At 72.5% G+C, this 24611-nt stretch carries 21 protein-coding genes; 4 read left to right on the top strand and 17 right to left on the bottom strand.

Going from position 1 to position 24611, the window contains the following annotated elements:
- Positions 1-94: 94 nt before the first annotated feature.
- Positions 95-2128, bottom strand: coding sequence for a beta-galactosidase (locus AOM02_RS06135; RefSeq protein ID WP_062297772.1), 2034 nt, complete (start codon positions 2126-2128; stop codon positions 95-97).
- 324 nt (positions 2129-2452) lie between these two features.
- On the opposite strand from AOM02_RS06135, the gene AOM02_RS06130 reads away from it, so the two are divergent.
- Both AOM02_RS06130 and glgB read left to right on the top strand, forming a co-directional pair.
- On the top strand, positions 2453-4453 hold the full coding sequence (locus tag AOM02_RS06130) for an alpha-1,4-glucan--maltose-1-phosphate maltosyltransferase (protein ID WP_062297771.1): 2001 nt from the start codon (positions 2453-2455) through the stop codon (positions 4451-4453).
- Positions 4454-4487: 34 nt separating this feature from the next.
- Positions 4488-6653, top strand: coding sequence for a 1,4-alpha-glucan branching protein GlgB (gene glgB, locus AOM02_RS06125; RefSeq protein ID WP_062297768.1), 2166 nt, complete (start codon positions 4488-4490; stop codon positions 6651-6653).
- Positions 6654-6771: 118 nt separating this feature from the next.
- Here glgB and AOM02_RS06120 read toward each other — a convergent pair whose 3' ends face one another.
- From AOM02_RS06120 to AOM02_RS06110, 3 genes are read right to left on the bottom strand one after another with little or no spacing between them, the layout of a single operon-like run.
- Positions 6772-7650, bottom strand: a complete 879-nt coding sequence (locus AOM02_RS06120; RefSeq protein ID WP_062297766.1) for a co-chaperone YbbN — start codon at positions 7648-7650, stop codon at positions 6772-6774.
- A gap of 25 nt (positions 7651-7675) precedes the next feature.
- Positions 7676-8653: a DUF8094 domain-containing protein gene (locus tag AOM02_RS06115; protein ID WP_062297763.1), complete on the bottom strand. Its 978-nt coding sequence runs from the start codon at positions 8651-8653 to the stop codon at positions 7676-7678.
- Positions 8650-9600 carry a hypothetical protein gene (locus AOM02_RS06110; RefSeq protein WP_156156118.1) on the bottom strand — a complete coding sequence of 317 codons (951 nt, stop codon included), beginning with the start codon at positions 9598-9600 and terminating at the stop codon, positions 8650-8652. Before AOM02_RS06110 ends, AOM02_RS06115 begins: the two co-directional genes overlap by 4 nt.
- 147 nt (positions 9601-9747) lie before the next feature.
- Here AOM02_RS06110 and AOM02_RS06105 point away from each other — a divergent pair, with 147 nt between their 5' ends.
- A complete protein-coding gene (locus AOM02_RS06105; RefSeq protein WP_062297760.1) occupies positions 9748-12891 on the top strand; it encodes a hypothetical protein in 3144 nt (1047 codons plus the stop codon).
- 2 nt (positions 12892-12893) lie between these two features.
- Complete coding sequence (locus AOM02_RS06100; protein ID WP_228373053.1) at positions 12894-13298, top strand: hypothetical protein; 405 nt, start codon at positions 12894-12896, stop codon at positions 13296-13298.
- A gap of 221 nt (positions 13299-13519) precedes the next feature.
- Here the strand turns inward: AOM02_RS06100 and AOM02_RS06095 are convergent, their stop codons facing one another.
- The 13 genes from AOM02_RS06095 to atpB all read right to left on the bottom strand — a co-directional run bounded on the left by AOM02_RS06095 (position 13520) and on the right by atpB (position 24571).
- A complete protein-coding gene (locus tag AOM02_RS06095) occupies positions 13520-14287 on the bottom strand; it encodes an alpha/beta fold hydrolase (RefSeq protein WP_062297754.1) in 768 nt (255 codons plus the stop codon).
- Positions 14288-14327: 40 nt separating this feature from the next.
- On the bottom strand, positions 14328-15035 hold the full coding sequence (locus AOM02_RS06090; protein ID WP_169746609.1) for an alpha/beta hydrolase: 708 nt from the start codon (positions 15033-15035) through the stop codon (positions 14328-14330).
- Positions 15036-15054: 19 nt separating this feature from the next.
- Positions 15055-15366 (bottom strand): Rv1322 family protein, encoded by a 312-nt coding sequence (locus tag AOM02_RS06085; RefSeq protein WP_062297750.1) that lies wholly within the window; start codon positions 15364-15366, stop codon positions 15055-15057.
- Between the two features lie 78 nt (positions 15367-15444).
- Positions 15445-16896 (bottom strand): glycoside hydrolase family 1 protein, encoded by a 1452-nt coding sequence (locus tag AOM02_RS06080; protein WP_062297748.1) that lies wholly within the window; start codon positions 16894-16896, stop codon positions 15445-15447.
- 156 nt (positions 16897-17052) lie between these two features.
- Positions 17053-17748: an endonuclease NucS gene (gene nucS, locus AOM02_RS06075; protein ID WP_062297746.1), complete on the bottom strand. Its 696-nt coding sequence runs from the start codon at positions 17746-17748 to the stop codon at positions 17053-17055.
- Positions 17748-18047, bottom strand: a complete 300-nt coding sequence (locus AOM02_RS06070; RefSeq protein ID WP_062297744.1) for a F0F1 ATP synthase subunit epsilon — start codon at positions 18045-18047, stop codon at positions 17748-17750. The genes nucS and AOM02_RS06070 overlap by 1 nt, the downstream gene beginning before the upstream one ends.
- A gap of 2 nt (positions 18048-18049) precedes the next feature.
- Positions 18050-19528: a F0F1 ATP synthase subunit beta gene (gene atpD, locus AOM02_RS06065; RefSeq protein ID WP_062297740.1), complete on the bottom strand. Its 1479-nt coding sequence runs from the start codon at positions 19526-19528 to the stop codon at positions 18050-18052.
- A gap of 17 nt (positions 19529-19545) precedes the next feature.
- The gene (locus AOM02_RS06060; protein ID WP_062297738.1) at positions 19546-20442 is read right to left on the bottom strand and encodes a F0F1 ATP synthase subunit gamma; all 897 of its coding nucleotides are present in this window, start codon (positions 20440-20442) and stop codon (positions 19546-19548) included.
- A gap of 3 nt (positions 20443-20445) precedes the next feature.
- Positions 20446-22077 carry a F0F1 ATP synthase subunit alpha gene (gene atpA, locus AOM02_RS06055; RefSeq protein WP_062297736.1) on the bottom strand — a complete coding sequence of 544 codons (1632 nt, stop codon included), beginning with the start codon at positions 22075-22077 and terminating at the stop codon, positions 20446-20448.
- Positions 22078-22124: 47 nt separating this feature from the next.
- Positions 22125-22937 (bottom strand): F0F1 ATP synthase subunit delta, encoded by an 813-nt coding sequence (locus AOM02_RS06050; RefSeq protein WP_062297733.1) that lies wholly within the window; start codon positions 22935-22937, stop codon positions 22125-22127.
- Between the two features lie 4 nt (positions 22938-22941).
- A complete protein-coding gene (locus AOM02_RS06045; RefSeq protein WP_062298137.1) occupies positions 22942-23508 on the bottom strand; it encodes a F0F1 ATP synthase subunit B in 567 nt (188 codons plus the stop codon).
- Positions 23509-23510: 2 nt separating this feature from the next.
- Complete coding sequence (locus AOM02_RS06040) at positions 23511-23738, bottom strand: ATP synthase F0 subunit C (RefSeq protein ID WP_062291419.1); 228 nt, start codon at positions 23736-23738, stop codon at positions 23511-23513.
- A 56-nt stretch (positions 23739-23794) separates the two neighbouring features.
- The gene (gene atpB / locus AOM02_RS06035; RefSeq protein WP_062298135.1) at positions 23795-24571 is read right to left on the bottom strand and encodes a F0F1 ATP synthase subunit A; all 777 of its coding nucleotides are present in this window, start codon (positions 24569-24571) and stop codon (positions 23795-23797) included.
- Between the last annotated feature and the right edge of the window lie 40 nt (positions 24572-24611).

The raw sequence follows: 24611 nt of genomic DNA, 5'->3' as shown, positions 1-24611 counted from the left end.
TCCGAGTGGGTCCCCCGGTCGGGAGCCCCGGATCTTCAGTTGGTTCCAACAGGTCTGGGTTCGGCACCGGCGCAGCCCGGTCCCTCCCCGCGGGTCAGACCTCCTCACCTCCGGTCGTGCCCGCGGTGCGGACGACGGCGACGCCGCCTCCCGGCACCTCGAGCTCGCCATCGGTCTCGCGCCCGGTCAGCAGGTCGGTTCCTGCCACCGGGAGCAGAGCTGCGTCGTCACCGTGGTTGACGGCGACGACGAAGTCCTCAGCAGCGCCGTGACGCGTCACGACCTCGAGGGTCTCGGGAAGCCCCGAGGCCTCGACGCCGGCGTCGGCGTAGACCGCGTCGAACACGGCCTTGAGCGCGTGCACGTCGAGGCGCGTGCCGACGTACCAGCCCACGCCCTTCCCGTGCTCGTTGCGGGTGATCGCGGGCATGCCGGCGCCCGGGCCGGTCGCGTTCTCCGCGACCACCTCGGCGCCCGCGAGCGCGATGTCCTCCTGCCACACGTCGGAGGGCAGCTCGAGCGGCTCGCCGCGCGTCCAGCGCACGGTCGCCGTCTCGCCCTCGCGCAGCGGCAGGAACTCCTCGACCGTGAGGCCGAGCGCGTCCTTGAGCGGGGCGACGAAGCCACCCTCGTGGACCGCGTCGTGCTCGTCGACGATCGCGGAGAAGAAGTTCACGAGCAGCGTGCCACCGGCCTCGACGTAGCGCGTGAGGTTCGCGGCGGACGATGCGGTGAGCAGGTACGAGGCGGGGGCCACGACGAGCTTGTAGCCCGACAGGTCCTGGCCCGGGTGCGCGAAGTCGACGGTCACGCCGTCGCGCCACAGGCGCTCGTAGAAGGCGCGCATCCGCTCGCGGAACTGCACGTCGTCGGAGGGGCGCCACTCGAGGTCCTGGGCCCACAGCGACTCCCAGTCGTAGAGCACCGCGACGTCGGCCTGCACGACCGAGCCGCGGACCGCCGCGGCGTCCTCGAGGTGCCCGCCGAGCTCGACGACCTCGCGGAAGACGCGGGACGAGGCGCCGGCGTGCGGGAGCATCGCCGAGTGGAACTTCTCCGCGCCGGAGCGGGAGGCGCGCCACTGGAAGAACATGATCGCGTCGGCGCCGCGGCCGAGGTGGGTGAGCGCGTTGCGGCGCATCTCTCCGGGGCGCTTGGCGGTGTTGCGGCCCTGCCAGTTGACCGCGGACGTGGAGTGCTCCATGAGGATCCACGGCTTGCCGCCGGCGACGGAGCGGGTGAGGTCGGCGGACAGCGCGAGGCCCACGTGCGCGTCGGGGTCGGGCGACCACAGGTAGTGGTCGTCGGAGACGACGTCGACGAGCTCGGCCCACTTCCACAGGTCCGTGTTCCACGACTGGTGGGCCATGAAGTTGGTGGTGATGGGCTGGTCCGCGTGCGCGCGGATCGCATCGCGCTCGATCACGAAGCACTCGCGCAGCTGGTCGTCGGTGAACCGCGCCCAGTCCAGCTTCATCGCGGGGTTCACGATGGTGGGCGTGGCGGCGGGGGCGACCACGTGCTCCCATGCGCCGTAGCGCTGACCCCAGAACGCGGTGCCCCAGGCGGCGTTGAGCGCGTCGAGCGAGCCGTAGCGCTCCTCGAGCCAGCGCCGCCACGAGGCGACGGCGCGCGGGCCGAAGTCCTCGGCGACGGGCACGCCGTACTCGTTGTGGATGTGCCACATCACCACGGCCGGGTGGTCGCCGTAGCGCTCCGCGAGCGCGCCCGCCATGCGGGCGATCGCCTCGCGGTACTCGGGAGCGGCGTGGGAGGCCATGCCGCGCGAGCCGAAGCCCATGACGGTGCCGTCCTTGTCCGTCACGCGGGCGTCCGGGTAGCGGTGGAAGAACCAGGCGGGCGGCGAGACCGACGGCGTGCCCAGGTCCGCGGCGATGCCGTGGGCGTGGAGCAGGTCGAGCAGGTCGTCCATCCACGCGAAGTCGTAGACGCCCTCCTCGGGCTCGAGCATGGCCCACGAGAAGATGCCGACGGACACGATGTTCACGCCGGCCTCGCGCATGAGACGCACGTCCTCGTCCCACGTCTCGCGGGGCCACTGCTCGGGGTTGTAGTCGCCGCCGTAGGCGAGACCCTCGAGCAGGGGCCAGCTCATCGCTGCCGTCATGACACTCCTCCGGCCCCCGAAGGAGCCTCGCAAAACCGTGGCGGCCGTCCTTGGCCGCCCGTACTGGGACCGATCACAGTCTATGACCCTCGGACCGTGTCCCTACAAATCGAGCGCTGCGTCGTGACCCATTCGAGACACGTCGTTATCGATCCGTGACCGCGCACAACCTCCTTTGGATGCAAGCGGTTACATGAACCGCGTGCCACACATTACATGGTGTTCGGACGGGCGCACGACACCGCAGGTCCCGGGTCGGCGACACCCCTGGCACGCGGGGCTCCCTGGTATCGCTCGCCGCGCATTGCGAGTAGGTTCGGGGGCATGGCCCGCTCCGCTGAGACGTCCGTCGGTCGCATCCCCATCGTGGGGGTCCAGCCCTCGCTCGAGGAGGGGCGCTGGCCGGCCCGCGCGGTGGTCGGCGAGGCCGTCCCGATCACCGCCACGATCTTCCGCGAGGGCCACGACGCCGAGGGCGCGACCGTCGTCGTGACACGGCCGGACGGCCGCCACGAGCGCCTGCCGATGCCGCTGCACGACTGGGGCACCAGCACCTACCGCGCGATCCTCACCCCCCGCCACGAGGGGCTGCACCGCTTCCGGGTGGAGGCCTGGTCGGACCCGGTGTCGACCTGGCGCCACGCGGCCGAGGTCAAGGTCCACGCGGGCGTCGACGTCCAGCTCATGCTCGACGAGGGCGTCGCGATCCTCACGCGCGCGCTCACCGAGGTGCGTCACACGCCGGCCCGCAAGGCGCTCCTCGAGGGCGCGATCGCCTCGCTCCAGGACGGCTCCCTGGCGCCCGAGGCCCGCCTCGCCCCCGCATCGTCCCCCGAGCTCAAGGCGGCCCTCACGGCGGCGCCGCTGCGCGACTGGGTCACCACGTCCGCCGAGTACCCGCTGCTCGTGCAGCGCGAGAAGGCCCTGGTATCGGCCTGGTACGAGATCTTCCCGCGGTCCGAGGGCGCCCGCATCGTCAAGCGCACCGGCGAGTGGACCTCGGGCACGTTCACGACCGCCGCGAAGCGCCTGCCGGCGATCGCGGACATGGGCTTCGACGTCGTCTACCTCACCCCGATCCACCCGATCGGGCTCACGCACCGCAAGGGCCGCAACAACTCGCTCAAGGCCGAGCCGAGCGACCCGGGCAGCCCGTACGCGATCGGCGCCGCCGAGGGCGGCCACGACGCGATCCACCCGGACCTGGGGACGATGCGCGGGTTCCGGTCCTTCGTCAAGGCCGCCCGGTCCGTGGGCCTCGAGGTCGCGCTCGACGTCGCGCTGCAGTGCTCCCCCGACCACCCGTGGGTGACGGAGCACCCCGAGTGGTTCACGCAGCGGCTCGACGGCACCATCGCGTACGCCGAGAACCCGCCCAAGAAGTACCAGGACATCTACCCGCTCAACTTCGACAACGACCCCGAGGGCATCTACCACGCCATCCGCGACATGCTGCAGGTGTGGATCGACGCCGGCGTCACGCTGTTCCGCGTCGACAACCCGCACACCAAGCCGCTGACGTTCTGGGAGCGGCTGCTGCGCGACATCGCCGAGGACCACCCCGAGGTGATCTTCCTGTCGGAGGCCTTCACGCGGCCGGCGATGATGCACACGCTCGCCAAGATCGGCTTCCACCAGAGCTACACGTACTTCACGTGGCGCCAGAACGCGGAGGAGATGGGCGAGTACCTCGAGGAGGTGTCGGGCGACGCGTCCTTCTACATGCGCCCGAACTTCTGGCCCACCACGCACGACATCCTCACGCCCGACATGCAGCACGGCGGGCCCGCGATCTACCGGATGCGCGCGGTGCTCGCCGCGACCGGCTCGCCCTCGTACGGCATCTACACCGGCTACGAGTTCGTGGAGAACGTGCCGCGGCCGGGCGTCGAGGAGCAGATCGACAACGAGAAGTACGAGTTCAAGCAGCGCGACTGGGCGGACGCCGACCGCTACGGCATCAGGACGCTGCTCACCACGCTCAACCGGACGCGCGCCGCGCACCCGGCGCTGCGGAGGCTGCGCGGGCTGCGCGTCCACCCGACGACGAACCCCGAGATCCTGTGCTTCTCGCGGCACCTGCCGGCCGAGGAGTCCCCGACCGGCCGGCCGGACACGGTCATCGTGGTCGCGAGCTTCGACCCGCACCACGTCCAGTCCGGCGTGGTCACGCTCGACCTCGCGGCGCTCGGCCTCGCCGACGATGCGCGGCTCGTCGTCGACGACGTCGTCGGCGGCGCCACCTACACGTGGGGGCGCGACTTCTACGTCCGCCTCGACCCCGCAGTCACGCTCGCTCACGCGGCGGTCGTGAGGCCCTCATGACCTCGACCGCCGCCCACCAGCAGAAAGGGTGCTGATGCCCCGCCGACTCGACCAGGCCGTGCTCGCCGATATCGCGCGCGGCACGCATCACGACCCGCACGCCGTCCTGGGCCCCCACCCGGACGCCGGCGCCGTCACGATCCGCGTGCTGCGCCCGCTCGCCGACGTGGTGGAGATCGAGACGCTCGAGGGCCGCTTCGCCGCCGAGCATGAGCACCACGGGATCTGGTCCGTGGTGCTGCCCGGCGAGGAGATCCCCGACTACCGGGTCCACACGACGTACGGCGAGAGCACGTCGGTCGCTGACGACCCGTACCGCTTCATGCCGCTCCTGGGCGAGCTCGACCTGCACCTCATCCGCGAGGGGCGCCACGAGCGCCTGTGGAGCGTGCTCGGCGCGAACGTGCACCGCCTCGAGTCCGTGCTGGGCGAGGTCGAGGGCACCGACTTCGCGGTGTGGGCGCCCAACGCCCGCGCGGTGCGCGTGGTGGGCGAGTTCAACCACTGGCAGGGCGCGACGCACGCGATGCGCACGCTCGGCGCGTCCGGCATCTGGGAGCTCTTCATCCCGGGCGTCGTCGCGGGCACCACCTACAAGTTCGAGATCCTCGACAAGAACGGCCACTGGCGGCAGAAGGCCGACCCGATGGCCCGCCGCACCGAGCTGCCGCCTGCGACCGCCTCGGTGGTCGAGGAGTCCGGCTACGCGTGGGGCGACGCCGACTGGATCGAGCAGCGCGCGGCCTCGCAGCCGCACCGCAGCGCCATGTCGGTCTACGAGGTGCACCTCGGGTCCTGGCGCCAGGGCCTGGGCTACGTCGAGCTCGCCGACCAGCTCACCGCCTACGTCTCGGAGATGGGCTTCACCCACGTCGAGTTCCTGCCCGTGATGGAGCACCCGTTCGGCGGCTCATGGGGCTACCAGGTGTCGGGCTACTACGCGCCCACCTCGCGCTTCGGCTCGCCCGACGAGCTGCGTTACCTCATCGACACGCTGCACCGCGCCGGCATCGGCGTGCTCCTCGACTGGGTGCCGGGCCACTTCCCCAAGGACGAGTGGGCGCTCGGCCGCTTCGACGGCACCCCGCTGTACGAGCACCCCGACCCGCTGCGCGGCGAGCAGCCGGACTGGGGCACCTTCATCTTCGACTTCGGACGCGCGGAGGTGCGCAACTTCCTCGTGGCCAACGCCGTGTACTGGCTCCAGGAGTTCCACGCGGACGGGCTGCGCGTCGACGCCGTCGCGTCGATGCTCTACCTCGACTACTCGCGCGAGGCCGGCCAGTGGCGCCCCAACGTCCACGGCGGGCGCGAGAACCTCGACGCGATCGCGTTCCTGCAGGAGACGAACGCGACGGCCTACCGCAGCGCCCCCGGCGTCGTGATGATCGCCGAGGAGTCCACCGCGTGGCCCGGCGTCACCGCGCCCACGAGCGCGGGCGGCCTGGGCTTCGGGCTCAAGTGGAACATGGGCTGGATGAACGACACGCTGCGGTACATGGGCGAGGAGCCCGTGCACCGCTCGTACCACCACCACACCGTGACGTTCTCGCTGATGTACGCGTTCTCGGAGCACTACATGCTGCCGCTGTCGCACGACGAGGTGGTGCACGGCAAGGGCTCGCTCGTCGACCGCTTCCCCGGCGACCACTGGCAGAAGATGGCCACGCTGCGCGCGCTGCTCACGTACCAGTGGACGCACCCGGGCAAGACGCTCGTGTTCATGGGCTGCGAGTTCGGCCAGTACGCCGAGTGGTCCGAGGGCCGCTCGCTCGACTGGTGGCACCTCGAGGACCGCCTCCACGAGGGCGTGCGCCGCATGCTCGCGGACCTCAACCGCCTCTACCGCGACACTCCCCCGCTGTTCGAGCGCGACTCGGACCCGGCCGGGTTCCGGTGGATCGACGCCGACGACTCGCGGCGCAACACGCTCGCCTTCCTCCGCATGGACGAGGCGGGCGAGCCCGTCGCGGTCGTCGTGAACTTCGCGGGCGTGCCGCACGACAACTACGCGCTGCCGCTGCCGCAGGCCGGCGGCTGGGACGAGGTCTTCAACACGGACTCGGAGTCCTACGGCGGCTCCGGCGTGGGCAACCTGGGCCACGTGGACGCGGTCGCGCGGTCGATGCACGGCTTCCCCGCCGTCGCCACGATCCGCGTGCCCCCGCTCGGCGCGGTCATCCTGCGCCCGTCGAGGTAGCCCCCGCCGGTTCGCTCCGCACGGTTCGACACGCGACACGCCGGCGATGAGCCCCTGATCGGGGCTCATCGCCGGCGTGTCGTCTCCGGAACCGTGCGGAGCGAACTCGCGTGACGGGTCAGTAGAGCGCCGACGCGAGCGCCTGACGCGCCCGCAGCACCCGCGGGTCCGCGGGGTCGACCACGTCGAAGAGCTCGAGCAGGCGCGCGCGCACGCGCTCGCGGTCGTCCCCGGCGGTCGCCCGGACCAGGTCGACGAGCCGGCCGAACGCATCCTCCAGCTGCCCGCCGAGCACGTCCATGTCCGCGACCGCGAGCTGCGCGTCGATGTCGTCCGGCGCATCGGCCGCGGCTTTGCGCACGGCGCCCAGGTCGGCCGTCCGCGCGCGCGCCATCAGGCGCACCTGCGAGCGGCCCGCGCGGGCCTCGGCGTCCTTGGGGTTCTCCCGCAGCGCCTTGTCGAAGGCCGCCTCGGCGGCGTCGAGGTCGCCGCGGTCGATCGCGTCGTGCGCCTCCTGGTGCAGCGGCGGCAAGGGCTCGGGCTGGTCCTCCTGGGGCGCCTCCCCGGCGCCCAGCCCGGCGGCGGCGCCCATCTGGCGCGCGGCCTCGACGACCTGGCCGAGCACCTCGACCAGCTGCTCGCGCGTGGCGGCGCCCTGGAACAGGGGCGCCGGACGGCCGCCGATGAGGGCGACCGCGGCCGGCACGCCGCGGATCTGGAAGGCCTGCGCGATCGCGGGCTGCGCGTCGATGTCGCATGCGGCGGCGTTGACGCCGACCGACGCCGCCACCTCCTCGATCTCGCGCGCGAGCTCCTCGCTCTGCGGCGAGGACGCGGAGACGAAGGCGATGACCACCGGGCGCTGCAGCGACTGCTGCGCGAGCTCCTGGAAGGCGGCCTCGTCGATCGTCGCGAGCCCCGAGTCGGCGCGGCGCGAGCGCGCCGCGAGCGCGCCGAGGTCGACGGCGCCGCGCAGGGCGGCGGGGGTGTCGGTCATGGGTGTCTGCCTCCTCCTGGCCGGGCTACTTGGCCTCGACCGAGACCAGGTGATGGTCGGCCGCGACGACGGTGGGCTTGCCCCCGCCGTCGGCAGGCACGTGGATGACCACCAGGTCGTTGTACGTGTGGGTGACGCGGTCCTTGAGCTTGCCCTTGACGAGCGCCTTGTCCGCGTCGGAGATCGACACGGTGGCGCCGCCCTTGACGCGCAGCGAGGACGTGACCACGAGCGGGGCGAACACGAGCGCGCCGCCGTCCGCGGTGGCCATCGCGTACGTGTCGTCCAGCTGCGGCTGCACGGTGTCGACGTAGCTGCCGTCGCCCTTCTTGGCGGCCGCGGTGAGCACCTTGCGGGCCGCGAACAGGCGGGCGCGGTAGGTGTCCGCCGCGAAGTCGTCCGCGAAGTCGCTCTTCGCGCCCTGGCGCAGGAGCTTGACGTAGTCCCGCACCACCTGCTCGGGCGACGGGTCGACGGCGTCCGAGTCGAGCGGCAGCTGGTTGGAGCCGACCGCCGGGCCCGGCATCGCGGGCAGCGTCGCGCCGGGCACCATGTGCGCCCAGTTCTGCATGACGTAGTCCGCGTCGATGTCCTCCTGGAGCCACACGAGCACCACCGGGGTGGCGTCCTCGGGGGCCTCGGACACGCCCACCATCAGGCGCGGGAACACGCCCTCGGCGCTGACGTAGACCGCCTGCATCGTGGACGGGATCTCCTCGATGGCCTGCTTGTCGCCGGCCTTGCGCAGCTGATACTCGACGCCGCGCACGGTGACGGCGGTGCCGCCCACGCGCTCGCCGAGGAGGCTCGCCTTGCGGGCCTCGTCCGCCGCCTCGAGCTCCGCGAAGGTCGCGGGCACGATGCGGTCGATCTGGGTCTGCGTGATGGCCGAGGTCTCCTGCGCGGCGGGCGCCGCGACCGGCTCGGGCACGGCGGGCGTGCAGCCGGCGAGCACCACGAGCCCGGCGACGGCGGCCGCCGCGAGGGTGGTCTGCCTCCTCATGAGCGCTCCTCTCCGTCGGCGCCGCCTGCGGCGGGCGCATCGTCCTCCGGGGCCGGCTCGCTGGCCTCGTCGGCGCGGGGCACCTCGCCGGTGGTCGGGTCGGACTCGGCCGGGACCACCGGGATGCCGCCGGTGGCGGTCTGCGTCTCGCGACGCTCGCGGCGGCCGCCCGGCGTGGCCGGGGTCGTGGGCTTGCGCCCGGCGACCGCGGTCTCCACCTTCGATCCCGCGCCGCGGTGGTCGAACAGGAGCGACACGAGCGCGATGAGGCCCGCGACGGTCAGCACGCCGCCCCACCACTTGAGGGGCGTCACCCAGCCGTCGTTGACGACGCGGTCGATCGTCATCGTCACCCCGGTGAGCGGGGCGCCGTCGGCGGACTCGACCGCGATGGTCAGCCCGACCGGGAGCGCGTCGGCCTCGAGCTCGAGGGTGCCGTCGGCGTCCCAGGACTCGCGCCAGATGTCGGCCAGCTCGGGCGTGGCGGAGGCACCCTCCTCGGCCGAGGCCGACGGCGAGGCGTCCGCGGACGGCTCCGCGGACGTCGAGGCCGAGGCGTCGGCGGAGGGCTCCTCCGAGGCCGTGGCGGACGCCGAGGCGGAGGCGCTCGGCTCCGCGGTCTGCGGCTCGTCGGCGGCGAGCGCCTCGGTCGACAGGTCGTCCCAGCTGACGACGCCCGTGAGGACGGTCGTCTCGCGGGACGCGGCCCAGTCCTCGGCGTCCTCGGTGCGGCCGGCGTAGGCGACGATCTCGCCGTCGCCCTCGACGGTGATGGTGCCGCCCGGCGCCATGGCGACCATGGCGGGGCCGATCAGCAGGACGGGGGTGTCGACCGCAGCGCTCGGCGTGCCGAAGGACGCCGGGCGCATCGCATCGGCGATCAGGCCGCCGATGAGAAGGAGCAGCCCGAGCGCCCCCGCGATGAGCGCGGTGGTGCGCAAAGTCACGTGATTCTCCGTTCGTCTCGCTGTTCACTTTACGAGACATGCCCCGAACGCGGCTCCCCGCGACTTTGTTCCGTGCGGGGCACGGGCACTACCCTGAGGGTCGAATGCGCGACCCGCGCCTCCCCCGGCGCGCGATCTAGGAGAGCCATGGCCGAAGAGAACCTGCCGTTCCCGCTTGTGATGCGCGGCTACGACCGCGAGGCGGTGGCCGCCCACATCGCGCGCCTCGAGGACGCGGTACGCGAGCAGACCGGCGCGGTCGACGAGGCGCGCCGCGAGGCGCAGCAGGCCCGGTCCTCCCTGGACGAGGCGCAGAAGGCGCTCCGCGAGTCCGAGCAGCCCACCTACAAGGGCCTCGGCGCGCGCGTCGAGCAGCTCCTCCGCTCCGCCGAGGAGCAGTCCTCCGACGTCATCGCCCGCGCGAACACCCACGCCCAGGACACGGTCGCCCGCGCCAACGTCGCCGCCCAGCAGCTACGTGCCCGCGCGGACAACGAGGTCGCCGAGATCCTCGCGCAGAGCCGCCGCGAGGCCGACGAGATCAAGACGCAGGCCGAGCACACCGCCGCGGGGCTCCGCGAGGCCGCCGAGCGGCAGGCCGGCGAGTCCGTCGAGCGCGCGCAGCGCGACGCCGAGCGCATCCGGTCCGCGGCCGAGGCCGAGGCCGCCGAGGTCCGCGCCACCGGCGAGCGCGAGGCGCACACCCTGCGCGCCTCCGTCGAGCGCGAGGCCACCGAGCTGCGCGTCACCAGCCAGCGCGAGGCGGCCGACCTGGTCGACGCCGCGCGCGCCGACTCCGAGCAGAAGCTCGCCCACGCGCACCAGGAGTCGAGCCGCCTGCGCGACGAGGCCGCCGCGTTCCTCGCCGCCTCGCACGCCGAGGCGGACGAGCTCACCGAGGCGACCCGCGTCGAGACCGAGGCGCTGAGGTCGGACGCCGCGCGCATCGTCGCCGAGGCGCGCGAGGAGGCGAAGGCCACCCGCAAGGCCGCCGAGGCCGCGGCCGGCCACTCGATCGGCGAGGCCGAGCGCGAGGCCGCGAACCTGCGCGCCGTCGCCGAGGCCGAGGCCTCCGACATGCGCATCTCCGCCGAGAGCGACGCCGCGACGCTGCGCAACGACGCCGCCGCGGCGCTCGCCCAGGCGAACGACGAGGCCCAGGAGATGCGCGAAGAGGCCGAGCACGACGCCGCCGAGGCGCGCCGCGTCGCGGCCGAGGAGGTCGCTCAGCTGCGCGCGCTCGCCGAGCGCGAGACCGGCCAGCAGCGCCGCGAGGCCGACGCCTACGTCGCGGACCTGCGCCACACCGCCGAGGAGGAGGTGGCGCAGCTGCGCCACGCCGCCGATCAGGAGGTCGGCGAGCTCCGCGCGGCCGCCGCCCGCGACACGGCCGCGCAGCGCACCGCCGCGCAGGCCGAGGCGACGGAGCTGCGCGACAGCGCCGACGCGTACGCCGCCGAGCTGCGCCAGGAGACCGAGGCGTGGGTCGCGCACCTGCGCCAGGAGACCGAGGGCTGGGCGGCGCACGAGCGCCGCGAGGCCGAGGGCTACGCCGCCGCGCTCCGCAAGGAGACGGACGGCTGGGCCGCGAACGAGCGCCGCGAGACCGACGCCGCCGTCACGGCGCTGCGCGAGGCCACCGAGGCATGGGCGGCCAACGAGCGCCGCGACGTCGAGGGCTACGCCGCCGGGCTCCGCGAGGAGACGGAGGCATGGGCCGCGAACGAGCGCCGCGAGGCCGAGCACTACGCGGCGACGCAGCGCGAGGACGCCGACGGCTACGCCGCGGCGCTGCGCAAGCGCGTCGAGGGCGAGGTCGCCGCGCTCCGCGAGGACGCCGAGACGTACGCCGCCGGCCTGCGCAAGGAGGTCGAGGCGGAGGTCGCGGCCCTGCGCGACGAGACCGAGGCGTGGGTCGCGAACGAGCGCCGCACCGCCGCCGCGGAGGTGGCCGCGCTCCGCGCCGCGACCGCCGCGTGGGCCGCCGACGAGCGCCAGGCCACCGAGGAGGACCTCGCCGCGCAGCGCCGCGAGCACGAGGAGCTCATCGCCACCCAGCGCCAGGACGCCGACGTCTACGACGCCGACACCCGTCGCGAGGCGGACGCGTACGCCGCCGAGACCCGCCGCGTGGCCGACGCCTACTCGACGCACGAGCGCCAGACGGCCGAGGCGTACGCCGCCGAGCAGCACCGCGGCGCGGACGTGTACGCGGCGCAGCAGCGCCGCGACGCGGACGCCTACGCCGCGCAGCAGCGCCGCGAGGCCGACAGCTACGCGACGCACGTCCGCGAGGCCGCCGACGAGGAGGTCACGCAGCTGCGTGACGAGGTCGCCGCGGAGATCGCGGAGCAGCGCCAGTCCGCGCAGGCCGAGGCCGACGCGCTCCACGCCGAGGCCGAGGCCTTCGTCAAGGACTCGCGCCGTCAGGCCGCCGAGCTGCGCCGCGCCGCGGACGAGGAGGCCACCGCCGTGCGCGGGGCCGCCACCACGGACGCGCTGCAGATGCGTCAGGCCGCCGAGTCGGAGACCGCGGACCTGCGCGCCACGGTCAACGCGGAGCTCGCCGAGCTGCGCTCGACCGCCGACGCCGAGGCCGCCCGCCTCACCCGCGAGGCGGAGACCGCGCTCGCGCGCGCCCAGCAGCAGGCCTCGGACCTGCGCGCCACCAGCGACCGCGAGGCGAAGGACACCGTCGCCAACGGCAAGGCCGAGGCGAAGCGCCTGGTCGACACCGCGACCACCGAGTCCACCCGCATGCGCGAGGAGGCCCAGGCCGCGGCCGAGGCCGCGCACGAGGAGGCCCGCCGCACCCGCGAGGACCTCGAGCTCGAGGTCGTCACCACCCGCGAGCAGGCCGAGCGCGAGCTCACCCGCCGCCACGAGGAGGCGACCGCCGAGACGGCCGCGATGGTCGCGGATGCCAAGCGCCGCACCTCCGAGGCGGAGGACCGCCTGAGCGCGACGCTCGAGCGTGCCGAGTCGGTGCGCCGCGAGGCCGAGGTCCACTCGCAGACGCTGCTGACGAACGCCCGCAACAACGCCGACGAGATCGTCTCCGAGGCGCGTGAGCACGCCGAGGCGATCATCTCCGAGGCCGTGAGCGACGCCGAGCGCGAGCGCACCATGGCCGCGCGCGAGGTCGACGAGCTCAACCGTCAGCGCGAGTCGATCACCACGTACCTCGACGACCTGCGCGGCCTGCTCTCCTCCGACCCGGTGGGCAACCTCGCCCGTGCGAGCCGCCTTCAGGCCGAGCACGAGGCCGAGGCGGAGCGCTCCGAGGCGTGAGCGTGGACGCGCGCGGTGACCATCAGCGGCGGGCGGACGCCCTCGACCGGCAGCGCCAGGCGGAGACCCGCCAGGCGGCCGCGCTGATCGAGGCCTTCGCGCGCGACGCCGCCGCCGCGGGGATCCGCCCCGAGGCGCTCACCGCGCGCACCTACAGCGGCTCGGGCCGCGTGCGCACCCAGGTGAGCGGCTGGTACCTCAAGCGGGACCGCTCCGTGGGCGTGGGCACCGACGGCGCCTTCTACGTGCTGTCGACGCCGGGCGGCCTGCGCGAGCGCCTGCGCGGCGCGACCCTGACGCCGTCCGACCCGCCGCTCGAGCTGGGTCGCGGGGCCCGCGACGGCGAGTCCCTGCCGCTGGTCGAGGCGCTGCGCCTGCGGCTCGCGGCCGGCGACGACTGGGCCTGAGGCTCGCGGGAGAAGGGGCGGGGGAGCACCTCACGCCCCCCTCGTGGTGAGGTGCCCCCCGCACACGCCATGGTGGCACGCCGCTCCCCGCGCCCGCCAGGTCCCGGCGCAAGAATTCACAAATCGGAAACGCGGGACATCCCGCCCACGCGGGAGCGCCGTTCAGAGCGCCGTACGGAGCGCCGCACGGGACGATGCGCGGGGCGGCCCCGCGGCGTCGTTCAGCCCGCGGCGTCGGCGCGGTCGACGAGGTCCGCGACCAGCGCGGCCACGCGCTGCGGGTCCTCCCACGCGCTGAGGTGGCCCACGCCGTCGAGGACCACGGCCTCGACGCCCAGCGCCTCCGCCATCGCATGCGCGGCGTCCTCGCCCGCGATCGCATCGTGCTCCCCCACCGCCACGAGCGCCGGCACCTCGAGCGCCGCCAGCACCTCGGTGCGGTCGGGCCGCGCCGCCATGGCGCGCTGGCCCCACGCGATCCCGTCGCCCCCGTGCCGCGCGATGTTGCCCGCGACGGCGGCGACGAGCGCCTCACGGCCCTCCCCCGGCGTGCCCACGAGCCCCTCGGCGGCGCCGCGGGGGTCCGGGTGGCCCTCGGCCCCGTCCACCTTCTCCGCGAGCGCGAGGCGGGCCTCACGGGCCTCGTCGGTGTCGGCGGCGGCCTTGGTGCCGAGCAGACCGATGCCGGCGACGGCCTCGGGGTGCCGCTCGGCGACGGCCATCGCGATGTAGCCGCCCATCGAGCAGCCGACCCACACCGCCTTGTCGCGGCCCGTCACCTCGCGCATCGCGAGCACCGCGGCGTCCGCGATGAGCTCGAGCGACGGCTCCTCGTCGGGCAGCGGCATGTCGCCGATGCCCGGCACGTCGAACGTGATGATGTCGCCCGGGAGCGCGGGCAGCGCGTCGATGAGCGGATCCCACTGGGATCGATCGACGGGGAAGGCGTTGAGCAGGACCAGGGGTGTGCCGTCGGGTACGAGGCTCACGGGCGACTCCTTCGCATCGTGCCAGGTCGAATCCCTCGCCTCATTCCACCATGGACGCGGGCACCTCGCCCGGAAGCGGGGCGCGCTCCGGCGCCACGCGCGCGACGATCGCGTCGAGGACGATGCGCACGAACCTCTCCCCCACCCACAGGTGCTTGGCCTCGGGCACGGGGATCAGCTCGAGCTGGGTGAGGGGGGCGAAGCGCTCGCGCGCCTCGTCCGGCTGGAGGAAGTCGTCGTGCTCCGGCACGAGCGCCGTCACGGGCTTGCCGGTGGCCGCCCACGCGCGCATGTCGTCCTCGGTGGCACGATGCAGCGGCGGCGACAGCAGGATCGCGCCCTCGACGTCGAGGTCGCTGCCATGCATGAGGGTGAGCTCCGTGCCGAAGCTCCAGCCCACCAGCCACCGGTGCTGCAGCCCGCGGCTCACCGCGAAGTCGACGGCGGCGCGCACGTCGGCGGCCTCCGTGACGCCCTCGCCGAACTCCCCGTCGCTCGTGCCGCGCGGCGACGACGTGCCGCGCGTGTTGAAGCGCAGCACCGCGACGCCCGCGAGCGCCGGCAGCCGCCAGGCGGCCTTGCGGTAGACGTGCGAGTCCATGAAGCCGCCGTGCGTGGGCAGCGGGTGGAGCGTGATGAGGGTCGCCGTGACGGGGCCCTCCGCGGGGAGCGCGAGCTCGCCGACGAGCGTGAGACCGTCCTCCGTGCGCAGCTCGATGTCCTCGCGGTCCGCCCGCAGGACCGTCATGGAGCGCAGCTCCTCCGTCTCAGCCACGCGACCTCCCGAACGTCTCCCAGCACGCGGTGTGCCAGTGGCGGCGCGCCGCGGCGGCCGCCTCCTCGCCGAACAGCCCTCCCGTGGCCCACGCGACGATGTGCTGCTGGTCGCCGGGGATGTCCCGCGAGCAGCAGGGGCACGTGAACGTGCGGTCGCTCGGGCGGGGCACCGCCACGAAGTACTCCTCGCCGCCGGGGCCCGTCTCCACGCGCGCGCTGCCGCCGGCACGGAGCCGGTCGACGTCGAGCTCGGGATGGGGCTGGCCGTACGGGCGCTTGGAGGAGCGACGACCGGAGGGCATGCCGTCCAGTCTACGGGCGCCCGCCGGGGCGTCTCCCCGCCCGCGCATCGTCCCGCCGCGCCCTCCCGGCCGTGCCGGTCAGTACGTGCGCGCGGGGGTCTCCACGTGCGCCGGCAGCTCCGCGAGCGGCAGCGGGTCGCGCCGCGCGATCGTCTCGCGGTACCAGTACGCCGAGTCCTTCCAGCGGCGCTCCTGCGTGCCGTAGTCGACGCGCACCAGGCCGAAGCGCTTGGCGTAGCCCTGCGCCCACTCGAAGTTGTCCATGAGGCTCCACGCCATGTAGCCGCGCACGTCCGCGCCCTCGGCGATCGCGGTCTCGACGGCCCGCAGGTGGTCGTGCAGGTACGACACGCGCGCGGCGTCGCGGACCCGGCCGTCGCCGTCGAGGACGTCGTCCCACGCGCCGCCGTTCTCCGTGACGTAGAGCGGGCGGCCGGTCTCGCGGTGGATCTTCATGAGGTGCCCGTGGAGCGCGCCCGGGTCGACGTTCCACCCCATCGCCGTCAGCTCCCCCGGCGGGGTCATGAACTCGATCTCCTCGTCGCCGGGCCACGGCGAGTTCGCGCCGGCCTTGTGGCCGTCCGCGAGGGTCGCGACGTCGGACGATGCGGCGGCCTTGCGCGGGTTGTGGCGCACCACGTGCGAGGCGTAGTAATTCACGCCGAACCAGTCGACGGTGTCGCGCATCTCCTCGAGGTCGCCATCGTGCACGAACGACCAGTCGGTGAGGTGCGCGGTGTTCGGCGCGAGGATTGCCGGGTACGTGCCCTCGACCAGGGGCTGGTGGAACATCGTGTTGGCGAGCGCGTCGATGTGCGCGGCGGCCTCGCGGTCCTTCGGGTTCGACGGGTCCCACGGGCGCGGCGTGTGCGAGTTGTTGACGATGCCGACCTGGAGGTCGGGACGCGCCGCCTTGATCGCGCGGTAGGCGCGGGCGTGCGCGAGCAGCAGGTGGTGCGCCGCGGTGAGGCCCTCGACGTCGTCGGCGTGGCCGGGGGCGTGCGCGCCGGCGCCGTAGCCGACGAACGAGCTCACCCACGGCTCGTTGAACGTCGCCCACACGTCGACGTCGTCGCCGAGCTCCTCGACCATGCGCACCGCGTAGTCCACGAACGCGTCGACCGTGGCGCGGCTGAGCCAGCCGCCCTCGTCCTCGAGCGCCTGCGGGAGGTCCCAGTGGTACAGCGTCGCGAGCGGGCGGATGCCCTTGTCCTTGAGGCGGGCGACGAGCGCCTTGTAGAAGGCGATGCCCTCGTCGTTGAACGCGCCGGTGCCGGTCGGCTGCACGCGCGGCCACGCGATCGAGAAGCGGTACGCCTGCAGGCCCAGGTCCGCCATCATGTCGACGTCCTGCTCCCACCGGTGGTAGTGGTCGCAGGCCACGTCGCCGCTGTCCCCGCCGACGACCTTGTCGGGCGTGTGGGAGAACGTGTCCCAGATGGACGGGCCGCGGCCGCCCTCGGTGGCGGCGCCCTCGATCTGGTAGGCGGCCGTCGCCGCGCCGAGGATGAAGCTGTCAGGGAAGGTCATGCGGCGAGCCTAGCCGAAACGATTCGACCCGAGACCCGCCGTGCGCCTCTCCACACGGCTTCTGCACTGATCCACCAGAGGCGCCGCTCATACACGCGAGATGTCCGGATCAAGGGCGATCCGCGGCCCGGCGTGTGGAGAGGCGTCCGCGTCGGGTCAGAAGAGGCGGTCGCTGAGGTCCTCGTTGCCGCGCATCGCCTCGTAGTCGAGGAGCAGGCAGCGGATGCCGCGGTCCTCGGCGAGGACGCGCGCCTGCGGCTTGATCTCCTGCGCCGCGAACACGCCCTGCACGGGGGCGAGCAGCGGGTCGCGGTTCATCAGCTCGAGGTAGCGCGTGAGCTGCTCGACGCCGTCGATCTCGCCGCGGCGCTTGATCTCGACGGCGACCGAGGCGCCGCCCGAGTCGCGGGCGAGGATGTCGACGGGGCCGATGGCGGTCGGGTGCTCGCGGCGCACCAGCGTGTGGCCGTCACCGAGGAGCGTGATCTGCGCGGCGAGGAGCTCCTGGAGGTGCGCCTCGACGCCGTCCTTGATGAGGCCGGGGTCGACGCCGAGCTCATGCTCGGTGTCGGCGAGGATCTCGTGGAGCTCGATCTCGAGCCGGTCGTCGGTCTTGTCGTGCTGGACGACCCAGACCTCCGAGACGCCGCGCTCCGCGGCCTCCTCCGTGAGGGAGGAGGACCGCAGAGTGCACGGCGGGCTCATCCAGTTGAGCGGCTTGTACGAGCCGCCGTCCGAATGGAGCAGCACCGAGCCGTCGGCCTTGACCATGATGGCTCGGGTCGCGAGCGGGAGATGCGCCGACAGCCGCCCGGTGTACCGGGCCGCGCAGCGCGCGATCACCACCCGCATCAGGAGGCGGCCGTCTCCTCGGCCTCGCCCGACGCCGCGAGCGGCGCGACGGGCTCCACGACGACGGTCACGACGTCGCGGTCGAAGGAGACGAAGCCCCCGTCGATGGGGAACTCGGCGTCCCCGTCGGCCCCGCCGCGCACGCGCACGGTGCCCGCCCGCAGGACGGACAGCACCGGCTCGTGCCCGGTCAGGAGGCCGATCTCGCCCTCGACGGTCGGGGCGACGAGACGCTCCGCCGACCCCGACCAGAGGACCCGGTCGGGGGCGACGACGTCGACGGTGAGGGGACCGGCCATGATCAGCCGATCTCCTTCTGGATGCGGGCCCAGTTGCGCTCGAGGTCCTCGAGGCCACCGATGTTGAAGAACGCCTGCTCCGAGATGTGGTCGTACTTGCCGTTGACCAGGCCCGAGAAGGCCTCGACGGTCTCGGTCAGCGGGACCGTGGAGCCCTCGACGCCCGTGAACTGGGTCGCCATGTAGGTGTTCTGCGAGAGGAACTGCTGGATCTTGCGCGCACGCGCGACGATGATCTTGTCCTCCTCGGAGAGCTCGTCCACACCGAGGATCGCGATGATGTCCTGCAGCTCCTTGTTGCGCTGGAGGATCGACTTCACGGCGTTCGCGGTCTCGTAGTGGTCGCGGCCCACGTAGCGCGGGTCGAGGATGCGCGAGGTCGACGCCAGCGGGTCCACCGCGGGGTACAGGCCGCGCGACGCGATCTCACGCGACAGCTCGGTGGTCGCGTCGAGGTGCGCGAACGTGGTGGCCGGCGCCGGGTCGGTGTAGTCGTCCGCGGGCACGTAGATCGCCTGCAGCGAGGTGATCGAGTGGCCACGCGTCGAGGTGATGCGCTCCTGGAGCTGACCCATCTCGTCCGCGAGGTTGGGCTGGTAGCCCACCGCGGAGGGCATGCGGCCGAGCAGCGTCGACACCTCGGAGCCCGCCTGCGTGAAGCGGAAGATGTTGTCGATGAACAGCAGCACGTCCTGCTTCTGGACGTCGCGGAAGTACTCCGCCATCGTCAGCGCCGACAGGGCGACGCGCAGACGCGTGCCCGGCGGCTCGTCCATCTGGCCGAAGACCAGGGCGGTCTGCTTGATGACGCCCGACTCGGTCATCTCCTCGATGAGGTCGTTGCCCTCACGGGTGCGCTCGCCGACGCCGGCGAACACCGACACACCGTTGTGGTTGTTGGCGACGCGGTAGATCATCTCCTGGATGAGGACGGTCTTGCCGACGCCCGCACCACCGAAGAGGCCGATCTTTCCACCCTGCACGTACGGGGTGAGGAGGTCGATGACCTTGATGCCGGTCTCGAACATCTGGGTCTTCGACTCGAGCTGGTCGAAGGCCGGGGGCTTGCGGTGGATGGGCCAGGTCTCGGTGACCTCGACCTTCTCGCCCTCGGTGGCGTTGAGGATCTCGCCGGTCACGTTGAACACGTGGCCCTTGGTGACGTCGCCGACGGGCACCGAGATAGGCGCGCCGGTGTCGGTGACCTCGGCGCCGCGGACGAGGCCGTCCGTGGGCTTCAGCGCGATGGCGCGCACGAGGTTGTCGCCCAGGTGCTGCGCGACCTCGAGGGTCATGTGCAGCACGCCCTCGTCCTCACCCTGCGCCGACAGGTCGATGTCGACCGTGAGGGCGTTGTAGATGTCGGGGATCGCGTCGGCCGGGAACTCGATGTCGACGACCGGGCCGACGACACGCGAGACGCGACCGACGACGGGCGCGTCCGCGGCGTTGGCCGGGGTGGTCTCTGCGGTGGTGGTCATGGATCTCTCGCTTCTTGTCACGAGGCCGCGAGCGCATCGGCGCCCGAGACGATCTCGCTGATTTCCTGGGTGATCTCGGCCTGGCGCGCCTGGTTGGCGAGCCTGGTGTAGTTGCGGATGATGTCCTCGGCGTTCGAGGTCGCGGTGTTCATCGCGCGCTGACGGCTGGCGAGCTCGGAGGCCGCGCAGTGCAGGAGGCTGCCGAAGATGCGCGACTCGATGTAGCGCGGCAGCAGTGCGTCGAGCACCAGCTCCGGCGACGGCTCGAAGTCGTACAGCGGCTGCACCTCACCCTCCTCGACCTCCTCGACGCCCTCGACGATCTCGAGGGGCAGGAGGCGCAGGACCTGCGCCTGCTGGGTCACCATCGAGACGAAGCGGGTGCCGACGATGTAGATCTCGTCGACGCCGCCGTCCTCGGCGGGCGCCTGGAAGCGGGCGAAGAGGGCCTGGGCCATCTCGCGTGCGGTCTCGCGGGTCGGCGCGTCCGAGCCGCCGGTCCACTGACCGGCGAGCTCGCGGCGACGGAACGCGAAGTACGACACGGCGCGGCGGCCGGCGGCGAACTGCACGACCTCCTTGCCGTCGGCCATGAGACGGCCACGGAGGCGCTCGGCCTCACGGATGACGTTCGCCGAGTAGGCGCCCGCCATGCCGCGGTCCGCGCTGATGACCAGCACGGCCGCGCGGCCGGTGTCCGTGCGCGGGGTCGTCAGCGGGTGGTCGACGCTCGAGTGCGTCGCCACCGCGCTGATCGCGCGGGTGATGGCCCGCGTGTACGGGGTGGCCTGCTCCACACGGAGCCGGGCCTTCCCGATACGCGAGGCGGCGATGAGCTCCATCGCGCGGAAGATCTTCTTGAGCGAGCTGGTCGCCCTGATCCTCTGCCGATAGACGCGCTGCTGTCCGGCCATCGGCTACTTCTTCTCCGCGACGATGCGCTCCTGCTCGACCGCCACGGCCTCGCCGTCGTCGACGGTCGAGTCGGTGGTGAGGTTCACGCTCTCGCCCTCGAGGAAGGTCGAGACGTAGTCGTCGACGTTCTTCTCGAGCTCCGCCGCCGTCTCGTCCGAGAGCTTCCCGGTCGAGGCGATGTCGTCGAGGATCGAGGTGTTGCGACGCAGGTGGTCGAGGAGCTCGCGCTCGAAGCGCAGCACGTCGCCCAGCGCGATCTTGTCGAGCTTGCCCTTGGTGCCGGCCCAGATCGAGACGACCTGCTCCTCCACCGGGTACGGCGAGTACTGGGGCTGCTTGAGCAGCTCCATGAGGCGCGCACCGCGGGTCAGCTGCTGACGCGAGGCCGCGTCGAGGTCGGACGCGAACATCGCGAAGGCCTCGAGCGAGCGGTACTGCGCGAGGTCGATCTTCAGCGTTCCGGAGACCGACTTCATCGCCTTGACCTGCGCCGAGCCGCCGACGCGCGACACCGAGATGCCGACGTCGATCGCGGGACGCTGGTTCGCGTTGAACAGGTCGGACTGCAGGAAGATCTGGCCGTCCGTGATGGAGATGACGTTGGTCGGGATGTACGCCGACACGTCGTTCGCCTTGGTCTCGATGACCGGGAGGCCCGTCATCGAGCCGGCGCCCATCTCATCCGACAGCTTCGCGCAGCGCTCGAGCAGGCGGGAGTGCAGGTAGAACACGTCGCCGGGGTACGCCTCGCGGCCCGGCGGGCGGCGGAGCAGGAGGGAGACGGCGCGGTAGGCCTCGGCCTGCTTCGACAGGTCGTCGAAGATGATGAGGACGTGCTTGCCGTCGTACATCCAGTGCTGGCCGATGGCCGAGCCGGTGTAGGGCGCGAGGTACTTGAAGCCGGCCGGGTCGGACGCGGGGGCCGCGACGATGGTCGTGTACTCGAGCGCGCCGGCCTCCTCGAGGGCGCCGCGCACCGAGGCGATGGTCGAGCCCTTCTGGCCGATGGCGACGTAGATGCAGCGGACCTGCTTCGTCGGGTCGCCGGTCTCCCAGTTCGCCTTCTGGTTGATGATCGTGTCGATCGCGATGGCGGTCTTGCCGGTCTGGCGGTCGCCGATGATCAGCTGGCGCTGGCCGCGGCCGATCGGGATCATCGCGTCGATGGCCTTGAGGCCGGTCTGCAGCGGCTCGTGGACCGACTTGCGCTGCATGACGCCGGGCGCCTGCAGCTCGAGGGCGCGGCGCGCCTCCGTCGCGATCTCGCCGAGGCCGTCGATCGGGTTGCCGAGCGGGTCGACCACGCGGCCGAGGTAGCCGTCGCCGACGGCGACCGAGAGCACCTCGCCGGTGCGCTGGACCGTCTGGCCCTCCTCGATGCCGGTGAACTCGCCGAGCACGACGACGCCGATCTCGCGGACGTCGAGGTTGAGCGCGAGGCCGAGCGTGCCGTCCTCGAAGCGCAGCAGCTCGTTGGCCATGCAGCCCGGGAGCCCCTCGACCTGCGCGATGCCGTCGGCCGCGAGCGTCACGCGGCCGACCTCGTCGACCACGGCGCCCTTCGGCTCGTAGGACTTCACGTAGCTGTCGAGTGCAGCCCGGATCTCGTCGGGGCTGATCGTCAACTCTGCCATGCCATCTCTCCTGTCAGTGCCGCGGTGGCGGCGAATGGTGCGTCGGACTAACCGACAAGTCGTCGTCGTGCTTCGTCGAGCCGGGACAGCACGGTGCCGTCCACCACCTCGGACCCGACCTGGACTCGGATGCCGCCCAGGACCTCGGGGTCCACGGCGACGTTGATGAGGACATCGCGCCCGTACGCCTCCGAGAGGATGCGCGCGAGGCGGGTGCGCTGGTCCGCGCTGAGCTCGACCGCGGCCGTGACGTGCGCCACGACCTTCTCGCGGTGCTCCGCGGCCGAGTCGAGGAGCGCGTCGATCGCCGGGATGAGCCGGCGGCCGCGCGGGTTGCCCACGACGCGACGCAGCAGCGCCTCGGTGGTCGGCAGCAGCTTGCCGCCGAGCACGCCGTCGAGGAGCGCGATGCGCGCCTCCTTGGTCGCCGCCCGGTTGCTGAGCGCCGAGAGCAGCTCGCGGTTCGCGACCAGCTCGCGCTGGACGCGGAACAGCTGCTCCTGGACCTCGTCCAGGGTGCCCTCCTCCTGCGAGTACGCGAAGATCGCGCGCTCGCCGGCGTCGTCGACGGCCTCGGCGAGGTCCTCGTCGGCCGACCAGCGGGATCCCGCGAACGACGCGAGGACGTCCTTGACCCGGGGGTCGTAGGCCGAGAACACCGCGGAGACCAGCCCGCCCTTCGCCTCGGGCGAGCGGGCGGGGTCGGTCAGCGCACGGCGGAGCGAGCCCGACGCGTCGATGGCGTCGACCGCGGCGAAGAGCTGGTCGGCAAGGACCAGGCCCTCCCGGCCGCTCGCCGTCACCACGGGCTCGAACTGACGGAGCACGGCGTCACGCGACGTCTGGCTCGTTCCACGCATGTGCCTAGCCCTCCGCCTTCACCGTCGACTCGAGGTCGGTGAGGAACGCGTCGATCACGCGCTGCTGACGCGCGTCGTCCGCGAGCGACTCGCCCACGATGCGCGACGCGAGGTCGGTCGCGAGCGTGCCCACCTCGGTGCGCAGCGAGACCACGGCCTGGTGGCGCTCGGCGTCGATCTGGCGCTGGGCCGTCTCGACGATGCGCTCCGCGTCCGTGCCGGCACGGCGACGTGCCTCGGCCAGGATCTGGGCGGCCTCGACGCGTGCGTCCTCGCGGATGCGCGCGGCCTCGGCACGGGCCTCGGTGAGCTGAGCCGTGTACTCCTCGAGCGCGGCGGCGGCCTCGGCCTGAGCCTTCTCGGCCTTCTCGATGCCGCCCTGGATGAGCTCCGCGCGCTCGTCGAGCACCTTCTGGATCTTGGGGAGGAACACCCGCGTGAAGACCACCGCGATGATCGTGAAGATCACGAGCGACCACAGCAGGTCGTACGGGGCGGGCAGGATCAGGTCCGCACCCTCCACGTCCGAGGTGTGCGCCTCCTCCGCGAGAAGCAGAGTCTGGGCGAGCATCATCAGAAGATGAAGCCGGTGACCAGGCCGAGAAGCGCGAGCACCTCGACGAACGCGACACCGATGAACATCGTGGCGCGGAGCTGGCCGGAGACCTCAGGCTGGCGGGCCATGCCCTCGATGGTCTTGCCGATCAGGATGCCCAGACCGATGCCGGGGCCGATCGCCGCGAGACCGTAGCCGATGGTCGCGACGTTGCCGGAGACCTCAGCGAGAGTGGTGGTGTCCACTGTGTGTTTCCTTCCGTTGTGACGAGGCCGGGGCTTCCGGCCGCGCAGGCTTGGGTTTAGTGCTCTTCCTCGAGCGCCATGTTGAGGTACACGGCCGCGAGCATGGTGAAGACGTACGCCTGAAGCAGGGCGACGAAGATCTCGAACAGGGTGAAGGCGAAGCCCGCCGCGAAGGTCACGGTCGCGGTCGCCTTCATCGCGCCGGCGGCGGCGAAGAAGAAGTACTGGGTGGCCGAGAAGCACAGGACCAGCAGCAGGTGGCCCGCGATCATGTTGGCCGCGAGTCGCAGCGCCAGCGTGGCGGGGCGCAGGATGAACACCTGCAGGAACTCGATGGGCGTGAGGAGCAGGTAGATGCCCTTCGGGACGCCCGGCGGGAAGAGGCTGTTCTTGAGGTAGCCCCCGAGGCCGTGCTTCTTCACGCCCTGAGCGAGGTACAGCACGTACACGAACAGCGCCATGATGATCGGCAGGCCGATCAGCGAGGTGCTCGCGATGTTGAGGAACGGGATCACGCCCGTGATGTTGAAGAAGATGATCGCGAGGAACAGCGTCGTGAGGAACGGCAGGAAGCGCTTGCCCTCGTGGCCCATCACGGGCTCGACGATCTGGTCCTTGACGAAGTCGAGCATGAACTCGAGCGCGCCCTGGAGGCGGCCGGGGACGACCTTCGCGCGGTTGGCGACGAACCAGAACAGCGCGATCAGCGCGATCGCGGCGATGACGCGCACCATCATGATGCGGTTGAACTCGAAGATCGTGCCGTCGCCGAAGATGGCCGGCGGGAAGAAGTCGGTGATCGACGGGGCGTGGAAGCCGTCCGAGCTGAACATCTGCTGGATGTAGCTCTTCGACTCTCCCGAGTCGGTGGCT

This window comes from Demequina maris (assembly GCF_000971155.1).
GTDB lineage: Bacteria > Actinomycetota > Actinomycetes > Actinomycetales > Demequinaceae > Demequina > Demequina maris.
This window is presented reverse-complemented; position numbering and strand designations above follow the sequence as displayed.

Coding starts and splice junctions, on each gene's coding strand:
- atpB (WP_062298135.1), bottom strand. CDS start 24,571: ATGTTCAGCTCGGACGGCTTCCACGCCCCGTCGATCACCGACTTCTTC.
- AOM02_RS06050 (WP_062297733.1), bottom strand. CDS start 22,937: ATGCGTGGAACGAGCCAGACGTCGCGTGACGCCGTGCTCCGTCAGTTC.
- nucS (WP_062297746.1), bottom strand. CDS start 17,748: ATGCGGGTGGTGATCGCGCGCTGCGCGGCCCGGTACACCGGGCGGCTG.
- AOM02_RS06130 (WP_062297771.1), top strand. CDS start 2,453: ATGGCCCGCTCCGCTGAGACGTCCGTCGGTCGCATCCCCATCGTGGGG.
- AOM02_RS06115 (WP_062297763.1), bottom strand. CDS start 8,653: ATGAGGAGGCAGACCACCCTCGCGGCGGCCGCCGTCGCCGGGCTCGTG.
- atpD (WP_062297740.1), bottom strand. CDS start 19,528: ATGACCACCACCGCAGAGACCACCCCGGCCAACGCCGCGGACGCGCCC.
- glgB (WP_062297768.1), top strand. CDS start 4,488: ATGCCCCGCCGACTCGACCAGGCCGTGCTCGCCGATATCGCGCGCGGC.
- AOM02_RS06080 (WP_062297748.1), bottom strand. CDS start 16,896: ATGACCTTCCCTGACAGCTTCATCCTCGGCGCGGCGACGGCCGCCTAC.
- AOM02_RS06135 (WP_062297772.1), bottom strand. CDS start 2,128: ATGACGGCAGCGATGAGCTGGCCCCTGCTCGAGGGTCTCGCCTACGGC.
- atpA (WP_062297736.1), bottom strand. CDS start 22,077: ATGGCAGAGTTGACGATCAGCCCCGACGAGATCCGGGCTGCACTCGAC.
- AOM02_RS06105 (WP_062297760.1), top strand. CDS start 9,748: ATGGCCGAAGAGAACCTGCCGTTCCCGCTTGTGATGCGCGGCTACGAC.
- AOM02_RS06120 (WP_062297766.1), bottom strand. CDS start 7,650: ATGACCGACACCCCCGCCGCCCTGCGCGGCGCCGTCGACCTCGGCGCG.
- AOM02_RS06060 (WP_062297738.1), bottom strand. CDS start 20,442: ATGGCCGGACAGCAGCGCGTCTATCGGCAGAGGATCAGGGCGACCAGC.
- AOM02_RS06085 (WP_062297750.1), bottom strand. CDS start 15,366: ATGCCCTCCGGTCGTCGCTCCTCCAAGCGCCCGTACGGCCAGCCCCAT.
- AOM02_RS06045 (WP_062298137.1), bottom strand. CDS start 23,508: ATGCTCGCCCAGACTCTGCTTCTCGCGGAGGAGGCGCACACCTCGGAC.
- AOM02_RS06070 (WP_062297744.1), bottom strand. CDS start 18,047: ATGGCCGGTCCCCTCACCGTCGACGTCGTCGCCCCCGACCGGGTCCTC.
- AOM02_RS06090 (WP_169746609.1), bottom strand. CDS start 15,035: ATGACGGTCCTGCGGGCGGACCGCGAGGACATCGAGCTGCGCACGGAG.